The following is a 19,278-nucleotide window of genomic DNA, read 5'->3' as shown; positions in this document are numbered from 1 at the left end:
ATGGTGGATGCCACCCGGCTCGGTACTACCCCACGTGCGTCGTCCCAGAATCCGGCCAGCGACCGTCCGCTGGGCGATGAAGCCGCAAAGGCCAGGATTAGCTGCTCCACAAGCACAGCCGAGGCCCATGTTTGCCGGGGGAGCGAGCCACCTTCGTCTACAAGTGCGTCAAAGGCGGCCAGCAGAATCAGGTCGGCGTCATCGAGACGCCACCGTACCTCCGGCGCCGCTCTGAGGTTCGCCGACTCGGCCATATCCTTTAGGTTACACGTTTCGCGTAAATTGTTACAGGTAACATGGCAACGTGGTCCTGCCAGCCTCGCCAGTAGAGCGACTGTCCAAGGTTGTCTTCGGTCAGATTCACAGGCTGTCTGTGATGGTCTGGATCGCGGACTCAGATGGTGTTGTCAATCCAGGCGAGATGGCATCTGATCTCGGGTTTGTGGCGCAGAGTGCAATCCAGAACCCTTTGCGTGATTTGGTGGAGGCTGGGCTCCTGCTGCGGCTTCCAACTGCCAGCGGGAAGACGTACTACCAGCGGGTTGACAGCGTTGCGTGGGAGTTCGCCAAGGAGCTCAAGTCTCGAGTCGAGGAAGCGCCCGAGAGGCGGGCATCTGTCTGAGGGGGTCCCGGCCTTGGTTCGGCTTGCTGTGTGACGGCTAACTGAAGCGGATGGCTTCGCTGGCGCTATTAGCGTCTGGGTGCAAGTAGTGGGGTCGTCGTCGGCACTGGCGTGGAGGCGTCTAATCGAGGGTTACTTGGGCGCCTACGTCTTCTTGGTGGGCGGCTTGGAGGACTGAGGGTAGGAGGCCGGGGAAGCGGGGTTCGAAGTCTTCGGTGCGGAGGCGGACATAGCAGCGGGTGCCTTCTTCGCGGGTGCGGGTGAGGCCGGCGGCGCGGAGGACCTTGAGGTGGTGGCTGAGGGTCGACTTGCCGACCGGGACGCGGAGGTCGCCCCAGGCGCGTTCGTTGCCGTCGGCAAGGACGCGCAGGATGCCGACCCGGAGGGGATCGCTCAGCGCCGACATGACGTCGGTCAGGTGCAGCTGGTCGACGTCCGGGTGGGGGTTCGCGGGCTTCACGGAATGCAGACTAGGTGAGGGCGAGTCCGCCGTCGACGGCGAGCACCTGGCCGGTGACCCAGGTGGTGGCCGGGTCGGCGAGCTGCACGATCCAGTGGGCGACCTCGTCGGGTTCGCCGCGGCGGCCGAGAGGGATGCGGTTCGCTTCGGCGGCCTTGACCTGGTCGACCTGGTCCTGGTTGAGACCGGCGGCGAGCAGGGCTTCGGACTCGGTGGGGCCGGGCGCGACGGCGTTGACCCGGACACCCTGCGGGGCGAGCTCGAGAGCCCAGCTGCGGGTGAGTGACTCCAGGGCCGCCTTCGATGCACCGTAGTGCGAACCACCCGGAATCGGTCGGTGACCGAAGGTGCTGGAGACGTTGACGATCGCGCCTTGGTGCTTGACGAGCTGAGGCAGTACGGCGTTTGCCAGCAGGCTGGGTGCGGTCACGTTGACGGCCATCAACTCCTCGATGCCGGCCACGTTCACGTCCTCCAGCGGCATCCCGACGAACACCCCGGCATTGTTGACCAAGGCATCTACCCGGCCCCAGTGCTCGACCGCGGCGTCAACGATCGCTGCCGGCGCGCCCACCTCACGAACGTCGGCCACCAGGGTCTCGATCCCCGAATGCAACGCGCCGATCTCCGCCAGCCGGTCTGCCCGCCGGCCGACACCCAGGACGTGAGCTCCGGCCTCGGCAAGCTGGACCGCCACCGCCCGTCCGATCCCGGAGCTGGCCCCGGTGACCACCACAACCCGCCCGTCGAACCGCCGTACCGTCACACGGACTCCATTGTTCGATGTTCGTCGATCATCAAACAATAGCAGCCCCGTGTCGAAATCCGGTCGCCGGGAGCGTGTGCGGTCCGCGATCATCGGCAGGTGATTACGCCGTACGAAGCCGACGACGCCCTGCGGGGGATCCGGCACGCCTGCGTCGAGGGCGACCCGGCGGCGCGAGGTGAGTTGCTGGCCTGGCTGGAGCAGTTGCCAGCGGGAGAGTTGATGCGTCTCGAGGAGCGAGGCCGCAATGGACCTCGTTGGGTCGCAGGTCCGCTGGGTGTCAGCTCTGCCTGGGATGACGTGGTCGGCCGGGGCGATCTGCTGACGATCTGCGCGGCCTCGATGCACCCGGACGGCTACCTTCGGGAGCGTGCGTCGCGGTTGCTCGCGGACCGTGAAGAGAGCCTGGTCGCGCGGTGTTTGGCGTTGCGGGCGGTCGATCACGTGCCTCAGGTACGGCGGGTGGCTCTGCCGGCCTTGGTGCAGCGACCGGATCCGGCGGCGCTGGCCCTGCTGCTGCGGATGCGGAAGCGCGTACACGGTCCGGCCGCGCTGGCGGCGTACGGCGAACTGTTCGATACGCGTGAGCTGTTGGGTGCGTCCGATCCGCTGGTACGGCGATTCGCGTATGAGCAGGAGCTGGCGGGCATGGACTCCAGTGAGGTCGAAATGCGGCTGGGGACCGAGACTGATCAGTGGCTGCGACGGCGGTTGGCTGAGCGGTGGATGGCTGTCGATCCCGCGCTGGCGAAGGGACAGCTGGTCGGATCCCGGTACGTCGAGGGCCGGTTGATGGTGTTGCTCGACGGCACGGACGACCTGTTCGAGCGTGGTGAGCTCGAGGAGCGGATGCTCGATCGGTCCCGCCGAGTTCGGGCGGCCGCGTGCTGGCGGTATCGGCGTGCTGGATACGACCCCGCGTCGTACTATCGCGCCCGCTGGGAGGCCGACGGTGTCGACGCGGCTCTCGACGGGCTGCGTGAGACCGGCCAGCGTTTCGATGCGGTCGAGGCGCAGCGTGCCCTAGCCAGCGACGATCAGCGACTGCGGGTGGCGGCGCTGCGCCTTTGGCCGGAAGGCGGGCCGCCGAAGGAACTGCTACTCACCCTCCTCGCCGACCCGAGCAGTGCGGTCGTCAAGCACGCCGCTCGTCTGCTGGCCGCCACTCCCGGCATCCGGTACGACGACGTACTGGCAGCTGCCGTGTCCGAGGAGCCCAACCAGCGTCGAGCCGCCTGGCGACTACGGCGTGAGCTTGGCGGCTGGAACCGACTGCGAGCCGATCTCGAAGCGCTGCAGGATCCCGACGAGAAGCTTCTCCTGGCGGCCAAACAGGACTTGGCCATCTGGCTCGAGTTCCGCGCAGCCAACACGTATCAGCCCCTCCTCCCCTCCGAACGAGAAGCCATCCGCGCCCACCTCGACCGAGTCGACCTCCCCCGAGGCGTCGTAGACCTCCTCAAATTCCACACCGGCCTCCGATGACGGCGACAGTGCAGTGGGTTCGTACGACGTGGACCAAGCAGTCACGGGGTGAGCCGGGGGCGACGCGACGCAACGCCGTACCGCTGGGGGTCACGTTGCCGGACGGCGAATTCGTGCATGAGGTGGTCGCGCGCGAGCAGGAGGAGTTCCGGGTCCGCGATGCGGTGCCGGGTGATCGCAGGCTCGCCTATGACGGGCAGCGGATGGAGAGCGGGGTCGAGGTGACGCCTGCTGATGGCGGGCTGATTCGGGTGGAGCTGACCCTGCCACCGGCAGCGTTGCCGCCGCGGCCAAACCGGGCCCGGGCGGTGCGGCTGGCGCCTGGTGAGTGGGTTCGGTGGCGGCTCAACTACCGGTTCCACAGTCATTGGGGCGCCTTGTGGAGCTATCAGCTCGACACCTTGAATCTGTTCCACGGAACGCCACCGGCCAACGTGTTTCTGGGCGAACCGACGTACGAGGTGAAGGAGCTGGCGTCGTTGTTCTAGCGCCAGAGCTTGGCCGAGGTGGATTCGTGGGCGAGGAGGCGGAGCGAGGAGATGAGGGTCTCGCCGAGGATGGTGCCGATGACGACGGATTCGGCCAGTTGGTCTCGGGTGGGGGCGGCGACTGCTTCTACTTCTAGTTGGGTGAAGCGTTCGACGGCTTCGGCGTAGGCGTCGAGGAAGGCGACGAGGTTGTCCTGCCCGAGGGTGCGGAGCGCGGCGACTGTGTCGATCAGGGTGGCGAGCGCGGGGGCTTCGGCCGCTACGGTCCAGCCGCGGCGGGTGATGAGGGCGTCGACCTCGAGTGCGGCGGCTGTGCGGGCTTCGGGGGAGGCGGTGGGTTTGCGGGCGGGGGTGAGTGCCCGGTGGGCGCGGCCGATCTGGTCGTGGAGGGGGATGTCGTCGGCGTCCAGCGACTCGACGATCTCCTTGACCTGGGCAACCGGGACCTGGGCGAGGTCGACGAGGGCGCGGATCAGGCGGAGCCGGCGGATATGGACGTCGCCGTACGACGCCTGGTTCGGGCTGGTGAGTTCGCCGGGGGCGAGCAGGCCTTCGCGCAGGTAGTACTTGATCGTCGGGACCGGGATCCCGGTCGCCTTGCTGAGTTCCCCGATCCGCATCGCTTGCCTTTCGTCGTCGTACGACGGATAGTATCAGTATCCATTAACGGATACTCGAACTATCCATTGAAAGGGACGACCTGTATGACCGACGCATCGCGGATCCTGGCCGGCGTCATCCTGCTCACGATCGTGACGATCCAGTTCGGCGGCTACTTCATGACCAAGATCGTGCGTGGTCAGGTGCCGATGACGGACTTCCAGAAGTCGTTCGCCCGGGCCGGCCACGCGCACGCCGGCGTGCTGGTCATCCTCAGCCTGGTCGGACTCCTGTACGTCGACCAGACCGGCCTGACCGGCCTACCGCTCTGGATCGCTCGCGTGGCGATCCCGCTCGCCGCCGTCCTGATGTCCGGCGGCTTCTTCGCCTCGTCCGCGGGGAAGGGGCGCACGCAGCCCAATCAGTTCCTGTGGGTGCTGTGGCTCGGCGCCGCAGCGCTCGCGGTGGGCGTGCTGACGTTGGGGATCGGGCTCATCACGGCCTGAACGACTGCAGGCGAACGCCCACGTCGGCGATCAGCGCAGCGGTCTCCGGCGACGTCTCGTCGACGGTGAAATAGGCGCCTAAGGCAACAATCCCGGCCACCAGCTGCAGCAGCAGCGACGGTGTCTCGGCCGAGAACTCGACAACACACGCGGACGGCCCGGCCGGCGTGATCCGGCCCGGGACGAACCCGTAGAAGTTCGCCGCGACCTCGTCGGCCGGCAGCTGCACGGTCAGCCGGACACTGTGCTGGTACGACGCCTGGGCGAACGACTCGACCAGGTACGACGCGGCGTCATCCGCCGGCAGTGGACGCGGGACGAACCGATGCAACGCCGGCCCGACCTCGGAGATCCGGTCCACCCGGAAGAACCGCCAGTCGTCCCGCGACGGGTCGAAGGCCAACAGGTACCAGTGCCACGACACCGTCACCAGCTGATGCGGTTCGACCCGTCGCCGGGACGGCGCCTCCTGTCGGCTCAGGTAGTCGAAGGCGACCACCTCGTGGTTCCGGCAGCAGCGGGCCAGTGTCGCGAGGGTGTACGGATCGACCTGCGGCACGCCTTGGCGCGGGATCGACGAGGCCGCGGATCCCATCGCCGCGAGTTGCGGCCGCAAGCGCGCGGGCAGCACCTGCGTGAGCTTGGCCAAGGCACTCATCGCGCTCGCCGCGATCCCGGTCACGCCACCGTTCCCCGCGCTCACCAGGCCGACCGCGACCGCGATCGCCTCGTCGTCGTCCAGCAGTAGCGGTGGCAACGTCTTACCCGGTCCGAGCCGGTAGCCGCCCGCCGTACCCGTGGTTCCGGTCACCGGGTAGTCCAGTGCGCGCAGCCGGTCGACATCCCGGCGTACCGTCCGCTCGGTCACGGCGAGGCGCTCGGCCAGCTCACGGCCGGACCACTCCCGCCGGCTCTGCAGCAGCGACAGCAACCGGAGCAATCGGCCGGGCATCTCTTTGCGCGCGCTCATTGCGGACAGGATAAGTCCGGAAGGGCTTCTAGCGTGAGAGTCATGATGTTGACGAGACAAGCCCAGCAGTACGACGACGCCCGGCTCGGCTACCAGCGGCTGGATCCGCATCGTCCCGAGGTGATCTTCGAGGTGACGAGTGCGACCGAGATCGAGGAGGCCGTCCGGTACGCCGTCGACCACGACCACCGCATCGCCGTGCAGGGGAGTGGTCATGGCCTGACCCGAGGGATCGATGGCGGCGTGCTGATCGCGACCCGCCGCTTCAACGGCGTCCGCGTCGACCCGGCCGCGCAGACCGCGTGGGTCGACGCCGGCGCGACCTGGCAAGACGTGCTGACCGCAACCGCGCCGTACGGGCTGGCTCCGCTCTCCGGCAGCCTCCCCGGCGTCGGCGCGGTCGCCTACACGCTCGGCGGCGGGCTCGGGCTGATGGCCCGCAAGTACGGGTACGCCGCCGATCACGTCAACCGGATCGAGCTTGTCACCGCGGACGGCACTCGCCGGAACGCGGACGTCGACCTGTTCTGGGCGCTCCGCGGTGGCGGCGGCAACTTCGGCGTCGTGACCGGGATGGAGATCGCCCTCTTCGAAGTCCCGATCCTGTACGGCGGCAGCCTGTACTTCGACCTCGCCGACTACCCGGACGCGGTGGTGGCCTGGCGCGAGTGGACTCAAGACCTCCCCGAGGAGGTGACCTCCGCGGTCGCGATGATCCCGTTCCCGGACATCCCACCGATCCCCGCACCGCTACGCGGCAAGTACATCGCCCAACTCCAGGTCGCCAGCCTGCAAGGCGCGGACGTCATCGAGCCGCTCAGAGCCATCGGTACGCCGGTTCTCGACACGCTCGGTGAGCTCCCTTACGCGGAGTCGGCCAAGGTCTTCGCCGAGCCCGACCGCCCCGACAGCTACCGGTCCCAGAACGTCCTGCTCCGCGACCTCGACCCCGATACTCTCGCGACCCTGCCGAAGCTGGCTGGTCCTGGTGCTTCCGCGATGGCCATCATCGGGATCCGCCACCTCGGCGGCGCGCTGCATCGTGAACCCACGATTCCGAACGCGGTCGGCCACCGCGACGCGGCGTACTCGCTCACTGTCCTGATCCCCGGCGAGCGTGACGCGACGGAGCTCCAGAACACGATCCTCGATCCCTGGCGTGCGCAGTCCATCGGCCGGCTCCTCAACTTCACCTTCGCCGACCTCACCCCGACCGAGATCGCCGAAGCCTTCAACCCCGGCGATCACCAGCGCCTCACCGACCTACGCAAGCACTACGACCCCGCCGGCCGATTGGCCGCCAACCACGAACTCACAGAGCTGCGGTGACGTCGATCTCGACGAGTTGGCCGACGAAGCCGAGCTGGGCTACGCCGAGGAGGGTGCTGGCCGACGTGAAGGCCGGGGCGAGGGGGGAGTCGTTCAGCTGGGTCCAGACGGCGGCCAGGTCGTCGCGGTCGGTGCTGTTCACGTAGATGACAGTCCGTACGACGTCGTCCGGGCCGGCGCCGGCTGCGGCGAGTGCGACCAGGATGTTGTCGATCACCTGCGCGGTCTGGCCGGCCAAGGTCTCGGTGGCCAGCTCGCCGGCGGGGGTAAGGGGGCATTGGCCCGCGAGGTAGATCAGGGTGTCGGCCCGGACCTTGGTCACGTGGTGGTAGCCGGGCGTCGGGTGCAGGCCATCCGGATTGCTGCGTGCGATCGTCACGTCGCCGAGCCAACGCGATGACGGTTGCCGCAGTCAACCGGTTTTACTGGAACCGTGTTACGTAACGCTTCTGCCAGAACGTCTCGACCGCGTGCGGGCTGTAGTTGCGGCGCACGTAAGCCACGGCCTCGGCCGCCGGCGCACCATCCAGTACGGCGAGGCAGGCGAGCGCCGTACCGGTTCGGCCACGCCCACCCGCGCAGGCGAACTCGACCCGCTCCGATCCCGAACGCTCCAACGCGTCCAGGAATACCTCGCGGGCCTCAGCACGATCCCGAGGCAACCGGAAGTCCGGCCACCGCAACCACCGCGACTCCCACTCGACCGCAGGTGGCGCGGACCCGAGCAGATACACGCCGTACGTCGGAAATGGCGCTTCCGCCGGGCCGTTGCGCAGACCGCGTCCGCGCACCAACCGACCCGACGGCAGCTCAAGCACTCCAGGTGCTCCCTTGGACCACATCCAGCAAACCCTAGTGCGACGCGGGGCACTAGACGAGCCGCTCCTCGGTCGAGGTGGAGAACAGATGTAGCTTCTCGGGATCCGCGGCCAGGTGGACCACGGCGCCCTTGTCGTTGTGCATCCGAGTCCCGATCCGGGCGATGATCTGCTCGTTCGTGTGGGCGGCCGTCCCGTACAGGAACGCGTCCGAGCCGAGCTCCTCGATCACCGCGACGTTCACCGGCATCCCGACCTCAGCGAGGTGGAAGGCCTCCGGTCGAATGCCCAGCGTCACGGTCTTGTCGGACCCAGCTTTGGCAAGCACCTCACGAGCGATCGGCACCACGTAGTCGCCGACCTGAGCACCGCCGTCGACGATCGACGCGTCGAGCAGGTTCATCGCCGGCGAACCGATGAAGCCGGCCACGAACTTGTTCACCGGCCGGTCGTAAAGGTTCAGCGGAGTGTCGACCTGCTGCAGCACGCCGTCCTTCAGTACGGCGACGCGGTCGCCCATCGTCATCGCCTCGACCTGGTCGTGCGTGACGTACACCGTGGTGACGCCCAGCCGGTGCTGCAGTTCGGCGATCTGGGTCCGCGTCTGCACGCGCAGCTTCGCATCCAGGTTCGACAGCGGTTCGTCCATCAGGAAGACCTGTGGACTGCGGACGATCGCGCGCCCCATCGCGACGCGCTGGCGCTGACCACCGGACAACGCCTTCGGCTTGCGGTCGAGGTACTCCTCCAGACCGAGCAGCTTCGCGGCTTCGAGCACGCGCCGTGCGCGTTCGTCCTTGTGGATGCCCTGCATCTTCAGCGCGAAGGCCATGTTCTCGCCGACCGACATGTGCGGGTAGAGGGCGTAGTTCTGGAACACCATCGCGATGTCCCGCTCCTTCGGCGGCGCGTTCGTGACGTCGCGGTCGCCGATGTAGATCGAGCCGTCGTTCACTTCTTCGAGTCCGGCCAGCATCCGCAGCGCGGTGGACTTACCGGATCCGGACGGTCCGACCAGGACCATGAATTCGCCGTCCTGGATGTCGAGATCCAGTTGGTCGACGGCGGGGGCGTCGGTGCCCGGGTAGACCCGGGAAGCTCCCTTGAACGAGACAGTTGCCATCTCGCGCTTCCTTCCTTGGCCTGACAGGTTCGTGCCGGACGGTCCGTAGCAAAGGCCGCCAGGGATGTGGTGCCTATTCGCCACAACCGCCGTACCGGGAGATCAATTCCCGGGTGAAGTAAGTCAGAAGTGCCCCGGCCGGATGGCGTCGGTGAGCAGCTCCTGCAGCGCGAGGACGGCACGGCTCGGGGTCCGCCCGGCGATGGTTGCCACCGACAAGGTCCAGGTCATCCCCGGTCCGGTCAGCGGCAGATGCACTACTCCGGCCACCGACCGGGCGAGATCCGGCACGATGGCGATCCCGAGCCCGGCGCGGACGTACTCCGGCACCTCGCTCAGGTCCGGTACCTCGACCTGCACCTGCCGCGGGGTCCCGGCCCGCTCGAAGGCCTGATCCACCATCCGCCGGTTGCCGAATCCGCGCAGCATGTCGACGAACCGCTCCCCGGCCAGCTCCGCGAGCGTGACCGAAGCCGCGCCGACGAGCCGATGCGAAGGCGGCACCAGGACGCTGAACGGCACCGAGGCCAGATCGCGGACGTCCATCCCGCCCAGTTCCGACGGCGGCAACCCGATCAGGGCGACGTCGAGCCGCCCACTCCGGACGTCGTCGGCCAGCCCGCTCGACCCGGTCGGCGACGTCCGCACCTGTACGTCGACCAACGGATACTTGCGGTGGAATGCTCCGAGCAGTGACGCGAGGTCGACCAATCCCAGCCGGGCGAGCGTGCCGATCCGCAGGTTTCCACGGAGCCCGGTCGACGCTTCCTCGACCACCGCGCGCGCCCGATCCAGCGCCTCCAGCGCGGCCTTCGCCTCGGGCAGCAGTGCCGCGCCCGCCGTGGACAGCGTCACTCGCCGGGTCGACCGGTCGAAGAGTGTGGTCCGCAGATCCGTCTCCAGCGCGCGGATCGCGGCCGACACCGTGGACTGCACGGTGAACAGCCGCTGCGCGGCCCGGGTGAAGCTCAATTCCTCCGCGACCGCGACGAAGTACTCGAGCTGGCGACTGTCCACAGCCTCAATTATCGTCGATCTCGATAAGACAGTGCAAGAACTTTCGTTGGACTCGATAGATCATCGGAGGGAGTCTGTTGGTATGTCCACAACACTGACCTCGTCCCGTCCGGTCGAGTCGCGGGTGCGGTTCGCCCACCAACCGGGCTTCTGGGTGATCGCCGCGGCCTTCCTGACCACGATGGCGTTCTCCACCGTTCCGACCCCGCTCTACGCGATCTACCAGCGGCGGGACGGATTCCCGACGTACCTGATCACGATCATCTTCGCGGCGTACGCGGTCGGCGTGATGGTCAGCCTCTACCTCGCCGGCCACGTCAGCGACTGGCTCGGCCGCCGCCGGGTCGCGTTGCTCGCCGTCCTCGCCGAGGCGGTCGCGGCCGTGATCTTCCTGCTCTGGCCGGACGTCCCCGGACTGTTGCTCGCCCGCTTCATCTCCGGCGTCGGCGTCGGTGTGCTGACCGCGACCGCCACCGCGCACCTGTCCGAACTGCGCAAGATCGCGCGTCCTACCGAGGACCCGAGCCGGTCGGCGCTGATCTCCAGCATGGTGAACCTCGGCGGTCTCGCCTTCGGCCCGCTGGTCGGCGGCCTTCTCGCCCAGTACGTCGCCTCTCCGCTCGAGCGCCCGTACGAGATCTTCCTGGTGCTGTTGCTGCTCAGCGCGGTCGGGATCGCCCTGGTCCCCGAGACTGTCGAGCGGCTCGAGGAGCGTCCGGCGTACCGGCCGCAGCGGGTCGCACTCCCGGCGGCCGCACAGTCGTCGGCTGGGTCGGCACTGTTCTTCGCGAGCGCGACCGGTGCCTTTGCGGCCTTCTCGATCTTCGGCCTGTTCACCTCGCTCGCGCCGACCTTCCTGGCCGGCGTCCTGCACCAGCCGTCCCGGATCCTGGCCGGCGTGGTCACCTTCGCGGTCTTCATCGCCGGCGCGGCCAGCCAGGTCGTCTTCGTCCGGATGGAACGCCGCAACCAGCTACGCCTCGGCCTCGCCTTCATGTCGGTCGGTCTGGTGGGCATCGCGATCGGCGGCCTGATCCCGAGCCTCGCGCTCTTCGTCATCGGCGGCGTGATCGCCGGAGCCGGCGTCGGCCTGGTCTTCCGCGGCGCGGTCGCCACGGCCGCATCGCTCGCCGACGCCGGCTCGCGCGGTGAGGTGCTGGCCGCACTCTTCCTGATCGCGTACGCCGGCCTCGCGCTGCCCGTCCTCGCCATCGGACTCGGCATCGCGCTACTCCCGGCGGCAACCGCGCTGCTCATCTTCTCGGTCCTGATCTTCATCCTGGTGAACGCCGCCGTCCCCCGGATGCTCAAACACTAAGATCCACGGCATGGGTGAGACTGTGAGTGTTGGGGACCAGAACGCATATCTGGCGCGAGCCGGCGCGGCCGGGATGTTGCTGCTGCCGATGATCACCGGGATCGGTGAGCAGATCCGCGCGTGGGCGGACGAGCTCGCGGCTGCTGGGATCACCGCGCTGGTCTGGGATCCGTTCGAGGGGAAGAACACCGACAACACGCCGCGCGCGGAGATGTTCCCGCTCGGCGGCCAGCTCGATGACGACCGGGCGCTTGCCCAGCAGCAGGCCTTGCTGGACTACCTTCTCGGCGACCTGGGCTGCGACCAGGCCGGTGTGATCGGCTGGTGCCTGGGTGGTCGCTTCGCGCTGTTGCTCGGTGCCCGCGAGCACCGCCTGGCCAACGTCGTCGCCTTCCACCCGACCATCCCGTCCGACCTCCCGCCGAACCACACGTACGACGCCATCGCCGACGCGGCCGCGATCACCGCGCCGGTGCTCGTGAGCTACCCCAGCGCCGACACCCTCGTGACGAACGCCGACTTCGAGGCCCTGCAGACCTCCCTGCAGTCGCGTCCCACCGGAGCCACCTTCACCCACTACTTCCCGGGCGCCGAACACGGCTACACGGACAAGATGCGGCACGCCAACGAGGTCAACGCCGCAGCCTTCAAACTCGCCTGGCCGCAGGCACTCAGTCTGCTGAAGGCGACCACGAGCTAGCTCCGCCAGTCGCCGATGCCGTTCCAGGCCTGTTCGACCACACGCTCCAGGTCCGGACGTCCGCCGATGGCGACCTCGTTGAGCAGGTCCCGCATCCTGTCCGGCCCGCCGCGCTCATGGAGTCGCTCACCAATGGTGCGGATCTCGGGCAGGTTGCCGGCAACTCCCGCGCTCGAGGTGACGAGCTTGATCATCCGGCGAGCCATCGCGACGACGTATCTCGTGGTTCCGTTGTCCGGTGGCACCTCGCTCGGCGTACCACCGAACCAGCTACGCAATTTCCCCATGGCACCCGCTCCCGGTCGGTTTGTCGTGCGCCGAGCGTAGGGCGCGCATCAGGCGGCTTGGCGGCGGTGGCCGGTTGGTGTCGTGCCGCGCACTCGTTTGAAGGCGACGCTGAGGGCGAAGGCGTTGGCGTAGCCGACTCGGCGGGCGATGGTCTCGACGGTGTCCTGGGTGCTGCGCAGCAGGTCGGCGGCCAGGGTGATGCGCCAGTTGGTGAGGTAGCTCATCGGGGCCTCGCCGACGACGGCGGTGAAGCGGCGGGCGAGGCTGGCGCGGGAGACGCCGACGCGATCGGCGAGCTCCGGAACACTCCACGGGTACGCCGGATCTTCGTGCAGCAACCGCAAAGCGCCCCCGGCGACCGGGTCGGTCTGCGCCTGGTACCAACCGGGCGCCTGGGACTCCGGCCGATCGAACCAGGCCCGCAGGGTGACGATCAGCGCGAGGTCGAGCCAGCGATCCAGCACGCTCTGCTGACCGGGTGACTCGCGCCGGATCTCACTCGCGATCATGTCCATCACCGGCCCGGCGATGTCGGCCGCCGGAACGACCAGAACAGACGGCAGCGCGTTGACGAGCCGCTGGCTGACGTCACCGGCCACCTGATAGGTGCCGCTGGCAACCATCGCCGAACCTTCCGCGCGGCCGCCGTACGTGCGCAGGCCTAGTCGTTCGCTGTAATCGGTAGGGGCCCCAGGCAACGGTTGGCAGATGTTGCCGGGCAGGATCCGCAGTTGCGGGGCGGTGCTGGTGCTGTCGCCGACCACGTACGGCGTCGGGCCGGTGAAGATCGCGACATCGCCCGGCGCCATCCGCAGCGGCTCGATCCCGTCGCGGGTGATCCACGCGTCACCACGCACCATGGTCGCCAGCGCGAGCGGTGCCTCCTCGCGGATCTCCAGCGCCCACGGCGGCTCCAGGATGCCGAGGTTGAACACCCCGTCCACCGCGCGGGTCCCGGTCAGCAGATCATCGAGCACGTCCATGGCCTGAGCGTATCGGACATCAGATTGCGCTGAACAGCCATGGTTAAGCTCAATCTGCCGCGATGAACTAGTGCCATGACAGTGACAAGAAAAGCAACGGGAACACCGATCCTCATCCTCGGCGGCAAGGGCAAGACCGGCCGCCGCGTCGCCGCTCAACTCGACAACCGCCAGATCCCCTACCGACTCGCCTCCCGATCGAGCGCGCTGCGCTTCGACTGGTACGACGAGAGCACGTGGTCCCCGACCATCGCCGGCGCCGAAACGGCGTACCTGGCACCGCCGGTCGGGCCGACCGGTCTCGCCCAGGCGGGCCGCTTCGTCCAGCAGGCCGCCGACGAAGGACTCCGCCGGATCGTCCTGCTGTCCGGCCGCGGCGTCGGCAGCTCCGATCGTGAGTTCGCCGTCTACGAAGGCCAGCTCGCACTCGAGCACGCCGTCCAGGCGAGTGGCGCGGACTGGACGATCATCCAGCCGGCCTGGTTCGCGCAGGGATTCAGTGAAGACGTCTTCCGGTACGACGTCCTGGCCGGCGAACTGCGCCTGTCGGCCGGTGACGGTGGCGAGGCCTGGATCGACACCAACGACGTCGGCGATGTGATGACCGCCGCCCTGCTCAGCGAGGCCTACACCGGCGCGACCTACGCGCTGTCCGGCCCGCGCACTCTCACCCTGGCCGAGGTAGCGGCCGAGCTCACCGTTGCGACCGGCCGTCCGATCGGGTACGTCGACCTCGACCCCGAGCAGCACGTCGCCGAACTGATCGAGCAGGGGCAGACCCGTGAGGACGCCGAGGCGGTCCGCGACCTGTTCGCGGTCATCCGCAACCACCGCTCGGAGTACGTCTCGGACGGCGTACAGCAGCTCCTCGGTCGTCCGCCCCGCGACTTCGCCGACTGGGCACGCGAGACCGCGGCTACCGGGATCTGGTCAGCCTGAGCGGTAGGCCTGCCGGGCGGCGGACAGCAGGTCGGGGGTGTCGAAGAGCCGCCAGTCGGTGTTGACGCGCAGGTCATCGGTCAGGTACGGGCACTCGGTCGCGCAGCCGTGGCGACAGACGGCGATGTGCTGGAGATAGGCACGGGCCGCGGTGAGCTCGGCGATCTGCTGTTCCAAGACCTCGAGCCGGCCGTCGATCACGTGCCGTCGGTCGATCGCGGTGGTGCCGGCAGCGGTGATGACGGCGATCTCGTCCAGTGACATCATCCCGCTGGCCCGGCAGAGCTGCGCAAGTCCCAGTTGCCGCAGCTCGTGTTCGCCGTACCGGCGTTTGCCGTCGGGACCGACCGGTGGCGTGACCACACCCTGTTTCTCCCACCAGCGCACGGTCGAGACCGGCAGTCCGTAGAGCGCCGCGGCCGCGCCGATCCCGACGAATTCGTTGCCCATAACGCCAGTATTGACATGAAGGTGGCTTCACCTCAAAGGCTCTTGGGTATGACCGTGACCGAGAGCCCGCCCGTCCTGTCCCGAGCCGCCCTGACCGCCGCGTTCCTCGGGACGTTCCTGGCGGTGCTGGATGTCGCGATCGTCAACGTCGCGCTACCGGCCATCCAGGGTTCGTTGAGTGCGACCTTCGCTCAGCTGCAGTGGATCGCCGACGGGTTCGCACTCAGCCTGGCTGCGCTCCTGCTGACCGGCGGCCTTCTGGGCGACCGCTTCGGCCGCAAGCGGGTCTACCTCGGTGGCGTCGGCCTGTTCCTGCTGGGATCCCTGGTCTGTGCCGTCGCCCCGGTGATCGGCGTCCTGATCGCCGGGCGGGTCGTCCAGGGCGTCGCGGCCGCGATCGTGATGCCGGGCGCGATGTCGATCGTCGGCCGGTCGACGACCGACCGCGCCGTGCGGGCCCGCCTCCTCGGCCTGTACGGCGTCGTGGTCAGCTTCGGTTTTGTCGCCGGCCCGTTGCTCGGTGGCGTGCTGGTCGACACGCTCGGCTGGCGCAGCATCTTCCTGGTGAACCTGCCGGTCGGAGCGATCATCCTGCTGCTCGGCTGGCGTGGACTGACCGAGAGCGCGGATCCCGAGCACGCCCATCCCGACGTACCGGGTCAGATCCTCGCCGTGCTGTTTCTTGGTGCGCTGGTGTTCGCGACGATCGAGTACCGCGAGTACGGCTGGCATTCGGTCCCGACCTGGACGGCCGTGGTGATCAGCGTGCTGTCGCTGGTGGGACTCATCGTGGTCGAGCAGCGCAGCCGGCAACCGATGCTGCCGGTCACGTTGTTCCGCGATCCACGCTTCACCGTGACGAACTTCGGTGCCGCAGCTCTTGGGTTCGCGGCGGGTGGTTCGCTGTATCTGGTCTCGCTCTACCTGCAGGACGAGCGCGGCAACACCGCGATGATGACCGGGATCCTGCTGCTCCCGTTGACGATCGCGACCATCCCCGGTTCGTACCTGGCCGGCCGGTTGACCGCCCGGTACGCCGCCTGGGTGCCGATGTCGATCGGCTTCACCTGTGTCGGCGTGGCGATGATCGCGATGGTGAGCTTCGACGCGACGACGCCGTACCTGCCGATCGCGGTGGCCTTCGCGGCCCACGGGCTCGGTCAGGGGCTGAGCATCACGCCCGCCAGCGCCGCCGTACTGGAGATCGTGCCGCGGGAACGGGCGGGAATGGCCTCGGCCACGGTGAGTGCGGCTCGCCAGGGCGGTACGGCGCTCGGGATCGCAGTGCTCGGCGCGATCAGTGCACACGGAGCTTTGCTGTCGGGCCTGACCGTCGCCGGGGTCGTCATCCTGGTGGCGGCGGTTCTGATGCTCTTGCTGCGAAAGAAGAAGGCCTTCACACCCACCTGACCGAGTGTGAAGGCCTTCCGCCGGGATCAGTGCTGCTGGAGGTGTGTCCACTCCTCGTGGGTCATCTCCTGCAGGTCCGCCGGTGTGATCTTGCTCTGGGCGGTCTTGGACTGGATGTTCGCGCCCTGGCCGACGGCGCCGCCGCCGAAGGTGATGTTGGCCCAGTTGTTCTGGGTGGTCAGGGTGTTGTTGACGTTGTCGTCGTTGATGTCGGCCGCGGTGGTGTCGGTGGCGTCACCGTCGCAGTTCCAGTCGATCGGGCCGCTGGCGGCGCCGCTCGTGGTCCGGCTGGTGCCGTTCGGGCACTTCCAGCTGGTCTTGTACGCCGAGGCGACCGCGCCGAGGCCGGCCGACTCCTTCAGGCTGGTCTCGTTCAGCGCCGGCGGGGCGACGTTCGAGTAGCTCCAGTAGAGCGTGCCGTCGGCCTTCGGGACACCGCCGAGCTGGAAGAAGTAGTTCATCACGCTCAGGTAGTTCGGCTTGTAGTTGCCGTGGTCCGAACCGCCGTGCTTGAGGCCGAGGTTGTGGCCGAGCTCGTGGATGAACGTGCCGACGTTGGTGTTGTCGGTCGCGTTCCAGTTGCACTTCGGGCCGACCGTGACGATGAACGTGTCGTTCGGGATGTTGAAGGCCTGGCCGCTGCTGCAGCCGCCGTCGTAGCTGTCGGCCCAGAGCATGTAGTGGAAGATCGCCTTCCGGACCGCCTTGAAGTTGGCGTTCTTGATCGCGGTGGTCTGCGACCCGGACGGGTTCAGGTCATTGTCGTAGGCAACCATATTGCCACCGCCGAGGTTGTACGTCGCACCGCGGGCCGTACCGGCGTCAAGGTGGATGTTGATCCCGGTGGTGCCGTTCGGGTTGCTGACCGGGGCCTGGGCGAAGGCCTGGACGATCCGGTTCAGCGCGGCGACGCTGCCGAGCCGGCCGTCCATGTAGTCCATCTCGACGAACAGGTCCTTCTTCTTCGGGTCCGCGCCCATCGCCTTCAGGTTGACGTCGATGACCCCGTCACCGTTCGCGTCGTACCCGTTGGTCTCCCAGGTGTCGGGCAGCGAGTCGCCGTCGGTGTCGGTGGCGAGGACCGCCTGCGACACGGCCGGGGAGCCTGATAGTCCAACGTTTGCCGGACCGTCGGACGGGACGGCTGCCATCGCGCTGGTCGCGGCGAGCGCGGCAGCGGCAAGTGTTCCGAACACGGTCAGGAAGGCAGGGCGGGGCCTCATCTAGATCTCCTTGGGGGCGGTAAGTGATCTGCCCGATACCGTAGGTGATCCCGGTCACTTTCGGACAGGCCGATCCGGTGCCATGGCCCAACTGCGCCAGTTCAGGTAGCGGACAGAACCTGACCGCTATCGGTGGCAAGCTAAGGCCATGTCCGAAACCTCAGCCCGACTGCTGTCGCTGCTGTCATTGCTCCAGGCGCGCCGTGACTGGCCGGGTGCGCTGCTTGCCGAGCGCTTGGAGGTCAGTGCGCGGACGGTACGACGGGATGTCGACCGGCTGCGCGATCTCGGCTATCCGGTACGAGCGATCAAGGGGCCGGATGGCGGCTACCGGCTCGATGCCGGGGCGGAGTTGCCGCCGTTGCTGTTCGACGACGACCAGGCGATCGCGGTCGCGGTCGCACTGCAGACAGCGACCACCACGGTGGCCGGGATCGAGGAAGGCGCGTTGCGGGCGCTGGCAACGGTTCGCCAGGTGATGCCGGCGCGACTGCGGCAACGGGTCGACGCGCTGCAGGTGATCACGATCGACCGGTACCCGAACCGCCGTACGACGGTGGACTCGAACCAGCTGATCGCGATCGGGATGGCGGTCCGCGCCCAGGAGGTACTGCGGTTCGACTACCAGTCACCGGGTGCGCCGGAAGGGGAGTGGCTGCCGCCGCGCAAGGCCGAGCCGCATCACCTGGTCACCTGGGGCGGGCGCTGGTACCTGATCGCGTGGGACCTGGATCGCCAGGACTGGCGGACGTTCCGGGTCGATCGGATCACGCCGAAGACCCCGACCGGACCGCGGTTCACCCCGCGCGAACTGCCGGCGGCGGATGTCGCGGAGTACATCTCGCGTCAGTTCAAGACCAAGGATCAGTTCCCGTGCCGCGGTGAAGCGGTGCTGCAGGTCTCCGCGGACGAAGTCGCGCCCTGGTCCGGTCAGGACACGATGGTCGAGGCGGTGACCGCGACCAGTTGCCGGGTGACCATGACCGCCTGGTCGTGGGTCGGCCTCGCCGCCCGCTTCGCCATGTTCGAGTGCGACCTGGAGCTCGTCGGACCACCCGAGCTCATCGACGCCGCCCACCACATCGCCACCCGTTTCCAGGAGACCCCACGATGACCGAAGAGCTGATCCTCGCCGACACGGCCGCGTGGCACGAGTGGCTCGGTGAGAACCACCAGACCAGCGACGGCGTCTGGCTCGTGCTGGCGAAGAAGGATGTCACCACGCCCACCAGCCTCGTCGTTTCCGACGCACTCGACGAAGCCTTGTGTCATGGCTGGATCGACGGCCAGCGCAAGACTCGCGACGACACCACCTATCTGCAGCGGTACACCCCGCGCCGCTCCCGCAGCACCTGGTCGCAGCGCAACGTCGAGTACGTCGACCGCCTGGACAAGGCCGGCCGCATGCAGCCCGCCGGCTGGGCCGAGGTCGACCGGGCCAAGGCCGACGGTCGCTGGGACAACGCCTACAGCGGCTCCGCGAACCTCGAGATCCCGGCCGACCTCGCCGCCGCGATCGCCGCCGTACCGAGTGCACAGGCCATGTTCGAGATCCTCACCAGCGCCAACCGCTTCGCCGTCGTCCACCGCGTCAACGGCGCCAAGCGCGCAGACACCCGCACCCGCCGGATCGCCCAGTTCGTCGACCAACTCTCCCGCGGCGAAACCATCTATCCCCAAAAGCGGACCCTCTGACGACCGGGTTCACGATGTGACTGTGCGTGATGAAGAACTATAGAGTTTCTTCCTCGAAGGTTTGTTGGGGGAGAAATGGGAACTGCTG

At 68.0% G+C, this 19,278-nt stretch carries 23 protein-coding genes; 11 read left to right on the top strand and 12 right to left on the bottom strand.

All coding sequences use genetic code 11. The features are described 5' to 3' along the window. Window positions 1–304 precede the first annotated feature (304 nt). Window positions 305–622 (top strand): hypothetical protein, encoded by a 318-nt coding sequence (locus OG474_RS15640; RefSeq protein WP_405063017.1) that lies wholly within the window; start codon window positions 305–307, stop codon window positions 620–622. Between the two features lie 121 nt (window positions 623–743). Here the strand turns inward: OG474_RS15640 and OG474_RS15635 are convergent, their stop codons facing one another. Next, on the bottom strand, window positions 744–1,082 hold the full coding sequence (locus tag OG474_RS15635; protein ID WP_405063016.1) for an ArsR/SmtB family transcription factor: 339 nt from the start codon (window positions 1,080–1,082) through the stop codon (window positions 744–746). A gap of 10 nt (window positions 1,083–1,092) precedes the next feature. Continuing rightward, window positions 1,093–1,848 (bottom strand): SDR family NAD(P)-dependent oxidoreductase, encoded by a 756-nt coding sequence (locus OG474_RS15630; RefSeq protein WP_405063015.1) that lies wholly within the window; start codon window positions 1,846–1,848, stop codon window positions 1,093–1,095. Between the two features lie 99 nt (window positions 1,849–1,947). Here OG474_RS15630 and OG474_RS15625 point away from each other — a divergent pair, with 99 nt between their 5' ends. Both OG474_RS15625 and OG474_RS15620 read left to right on the top strand, forming a co-directional pair. Further along, window positions 1,948–3,333 carry a hypothetical protein gene (locus OG474_RS15625; protein WP_405063014.1) on the top strand — a complete coding sequence of 462 codons (1,386 nt, stop codon included), beginning with the start codon at window positions 1,948–1,950 and terminating at the stop codon, window positions 3,331–3,333. Beyond that, entirely contained in the window at window positions 3,330–3,821 is a 492-nt protein-coding gene (locus OG474_RS15620) for a hypothetical protein (protein ID WP_405063013.1), read from the top strand. Before OG474_RS15625 ends, OG474_RS15620 begins: the two co-directional genes overlap by 4 nt. On the opposite strand, the gene OG474_RS15615 is transcribed toward OG474_RS15620, so the two are convergent. Beyond that, a complete protein-coding gene (locus OG474_RS15615) occupies window positions 3,818–4,441 on the bottom strand; it encodes a MerR family transcriptional regulator (RefSeq protein WP_405063012.1) in 624 nt (207 codons plus the stop codon). The genes OG474_RS15620 and OG474_RS15615 overlap by 4 nt on opposite strands. 84 nt (window positions 4,442–4,525) lie before the next feature. On the opposite strand from OG474_RS15615, the gene OG474_RS15610 reads away from it, so the two are divergent. Next, entirely contained in the window at window positions 4,526–4,927 is a 402-nt protein-coding gene (locus tag OG474_RS15610) for a hypothetical protein (RefSeq protein WP_405063011.1), read from the top strand. Here the strand turns inward: OG474_RS15610 and OG474_RS15605 are convergent. After that, window positions 4,917–5,897 (bottom strand): helix-turn-helix transcriptional regulator, encoded by a 981-nt coding sequence (locus tag OG474_RS15605; RefSeq protein WP_405063010.1) that lies wholly within the window; start codon window positions 5,895–5,897, stop codon window positions 4,917–4,919. The two genes, OG474_RS15610 and OG474_RS15605, sit on opposite strands and share 11 nt — an antisense overlap. A 42-nt stretch (window positions 5,898–5,939) precedes the next feature. Here OG474_RS15605 and OG474_RS15600 point away from each other — a divergent pair, with 42 nt between their 5' ends. Next, entirely contained in the window at window positions 5,940–7,226 is a 1,287-nt protein-coding gene (locus OG474_RS15600) for an FAD-binding oxidoreductase (protein WP_405063009.1), read from the top strand. On the opposite strand, the gene OG474_RS15595 is transcribed toward OG474_RS15600, so the two are convergent. The 4 genes from OG474_RS15595 to OG474_RS15580 form a co-directional block, all read right to left on the bottom strand. Next, complete coding sequence (locus tag OG474_RS15595; RefSeq protein ID WP_405063008.1) at window positions 7,210–7,605, bottom strand: RidA family protein; 396 nt, start codon at window positions 7,603–7,605, stop codon at window positions 7,210–7,212. The two genes, OG474_RS15600 and OG474_RS15595, sit on opposite strands and share 17 nt — an antisense overlap. A 43-nt stretch (window positions 7,606–7,648) precedes the next feature. After that, window positions 7,649–8,044 (bottom strand): protein phosphatase, encoded by a 396-nt coding sequence (locus OG474_RS15590; protein WP_405063007.1) that lies wholly within the window; start codon window positions 8,042–8,044, stop codon window positions 7,649–7,651. A gap of 52 nt (window positions 8,045–8,096) precedes the next feature. Next, the gene (locus OG474_RS15585) at window positions 8,097–9,167 is read right to left on the bottom strand and encodes an ABC transporter ATP-binding protein (protein ID WP_405063006.1); all 1,071 of its coding nucleotides are present in this window, start codon (window positions 9,165–9,167) and stop codon (window positions 8,097–8,099) included. Between the two features lie 123 nt (window positions 9,168–9,290). Further along, on the bottom strand, window positions 9,291–10,184 hold the full coding sequence (locus OG474_RS15580) for a LysR family transcriptional regulator (RefSeq protein WP_405063005.1): 894 nt from the start codon (window positions 10,182–10,184) through the stop codon (window positions 9,291–9,293). A gap of 82 nt (window positions 10,185–10,266) precedes the next feature. On the opposite strand from OG474_RS15580, the gene OG474_RS15575 reads away from it, so the two are divergent. Together OG474_RS15575 and OG474_RS15570 are read left to right on the top strand one after the other, a co-directional pair. Continuing rightward, entirely contained in the window at window positions 10,267–11,502 is a 1,236-nt protein-coding gene (locus tag OG474_RS15575; protein ID WP_405063004.1) for an MFS transporter, read from the top strand. A gap of 10 nt (window positions 11,503–11,512) precedes the next feature. Then, window positions 11,513–12,202, top strand: coding sequence for a dienelactone hydrolase family protein (locus tag OG474_RS15570; protein WP_405063003.1), 690 nt, complete (start codon window positions 11,513–11,515; stop codon window positions 12,200–12,202). On the opposite strand, the gene OG474_RS15565 is transcribed toward OG474_RS15570, so the two are convergent. Further along, window positions 12,199–12,489 carry a hypothetical protein gene (locus OG474_RS15565; RefSeq protein ID WP_405063002.1) on the bottom strand — a complete coding sequence of 97 codons (291 nt, stop codon included), beginning with the start codon at window positions 12,487–12,489 and terminating at the stop codon, window positions 12,199–12,201. The genes OG474_RS15570 and OG474_RS15565 overlap by 4 nt on opposite strands. Window positions 12,490–12,537: 48 nt before the next feature. Continuing rightward, the gene (locus tag OG474_RS15560; protein WP_405063001.1) at window positions 12,538–13,473 is read right to left on the bottom strand and encodes an AraC family transcriptional regulator; all 936 of its coding nucleotides are present in this window, start codon (window positions 13,471–13,473) and stop codon (window positions 12,538–12,540) included. 75 nt (window positions 13,474–13,548) lie between these two features. On the opposite strand from OG474_RS15560, the gene OG474_RS15555 reads away from it, so the two are divergent. Next, window positions 13,549–14,412, top strand: a complete 864-nt coding sequence (locus tag OG474_RS15555) for an NAD(P)H-binding protein (protein ID WP_405063000.1) — start codon at window positions 13,549–13,551, stop codon at window positions 14,410–14,412. On the opposite strand, the gene OG474_RS15550 is transcribed toward OG474_RS15555, so the two are convergent. Next, window positions 14,404–14,862, bottom strand: coding sequence for a MerR family transcriptional regulator (locus OG474_RS15550; protein WP_405062999.1), 459 nt, complete (start codon window positions 14,860–14,862; stop codon window positions 14,404–14,406). The two genes, OG474_RS15555 and OG474_RS15550, sit on opposite strands and share 9 nt — an antisense overlap. A 48-nt stretch (window positions 14,863–14,910) precedes the next feature. On the opposite strand from OG474_RS15550, the gene OG474_RS15545 reads away from it, so the two are divergent. Beyond that, window positions 14,911–16,272: an MFS transporter gene (locus OG474_RS15545; protein WP_405062998.1), complete on the top strand. Its 1,362-nt coding sequence runs from the start codon at window positions 14,911–14,913 to the stop codon at window positions 16,270–16,272. A gap of 26 nt (window positions 16,273–16,298) precedes the next feature. On the opposite strand, the gene OG474_RS15540 is transcribed toward OG474_RS15545, so the two are convergent. Next, entirely contained in the window at window positions 16,299–17,495 is a 1,197-nt protein-coding gene (locus OG474_RS15540; protein ID WP_405062997.1) for a zinc-dependent metalloprotease family protein, read from the bottom strand. A gap of 148 nt (window positions 17,496–17,643) precedes the next feature. Between OG474_RS15540 and OG474_RS15535 the strand changes: the two genes are divergently transcribed. Together OG474_RS15535 and OG474_RS15530 are read left to right on the top strand one after the other, a co-directional pair. Continuing rightward, on the top strand, window positions 17,644–18,609 hold the full coding sequence (locus OG474_RS15535) for a helix-turn-helix transcriptional regulator (protein WP_405062996.1): 966 nt from the start codon (window positions 17,644–17,646) through the stop codon (window positions 18,607–18,609). After that, window positions 18,606–19,190, top strand: coding sequence for a YdeI family protein (locus OG474_RS15530; RefSeq protein ID WP_405062995.1), 585 nt, complete (start codon window positions 18,606–18,608; stop codon window positions 19,188–19,190). Before OG474_RS15535 ends, OG474_RS15530 begins: the two co-directional genes overlap by 4 nt. Window positions 19,191–19,278: the final 88 nt, after the last annotated feature.

The sequence above is a fragment of the Kribbella sp. NBC_01505 genome (assembly GCF_045040285.1).
In the GTDB taxonomy this organism is placed as follows: Bacteria; Actinomycetota; Actinomycetes; order Propionibacteriales; family Kribbellaceae; genus Kribbella.
Note: the sequence above shows the minus strand (reverse complement) of the source record. Positions and strands in the feature narration are given on the sequence as shown.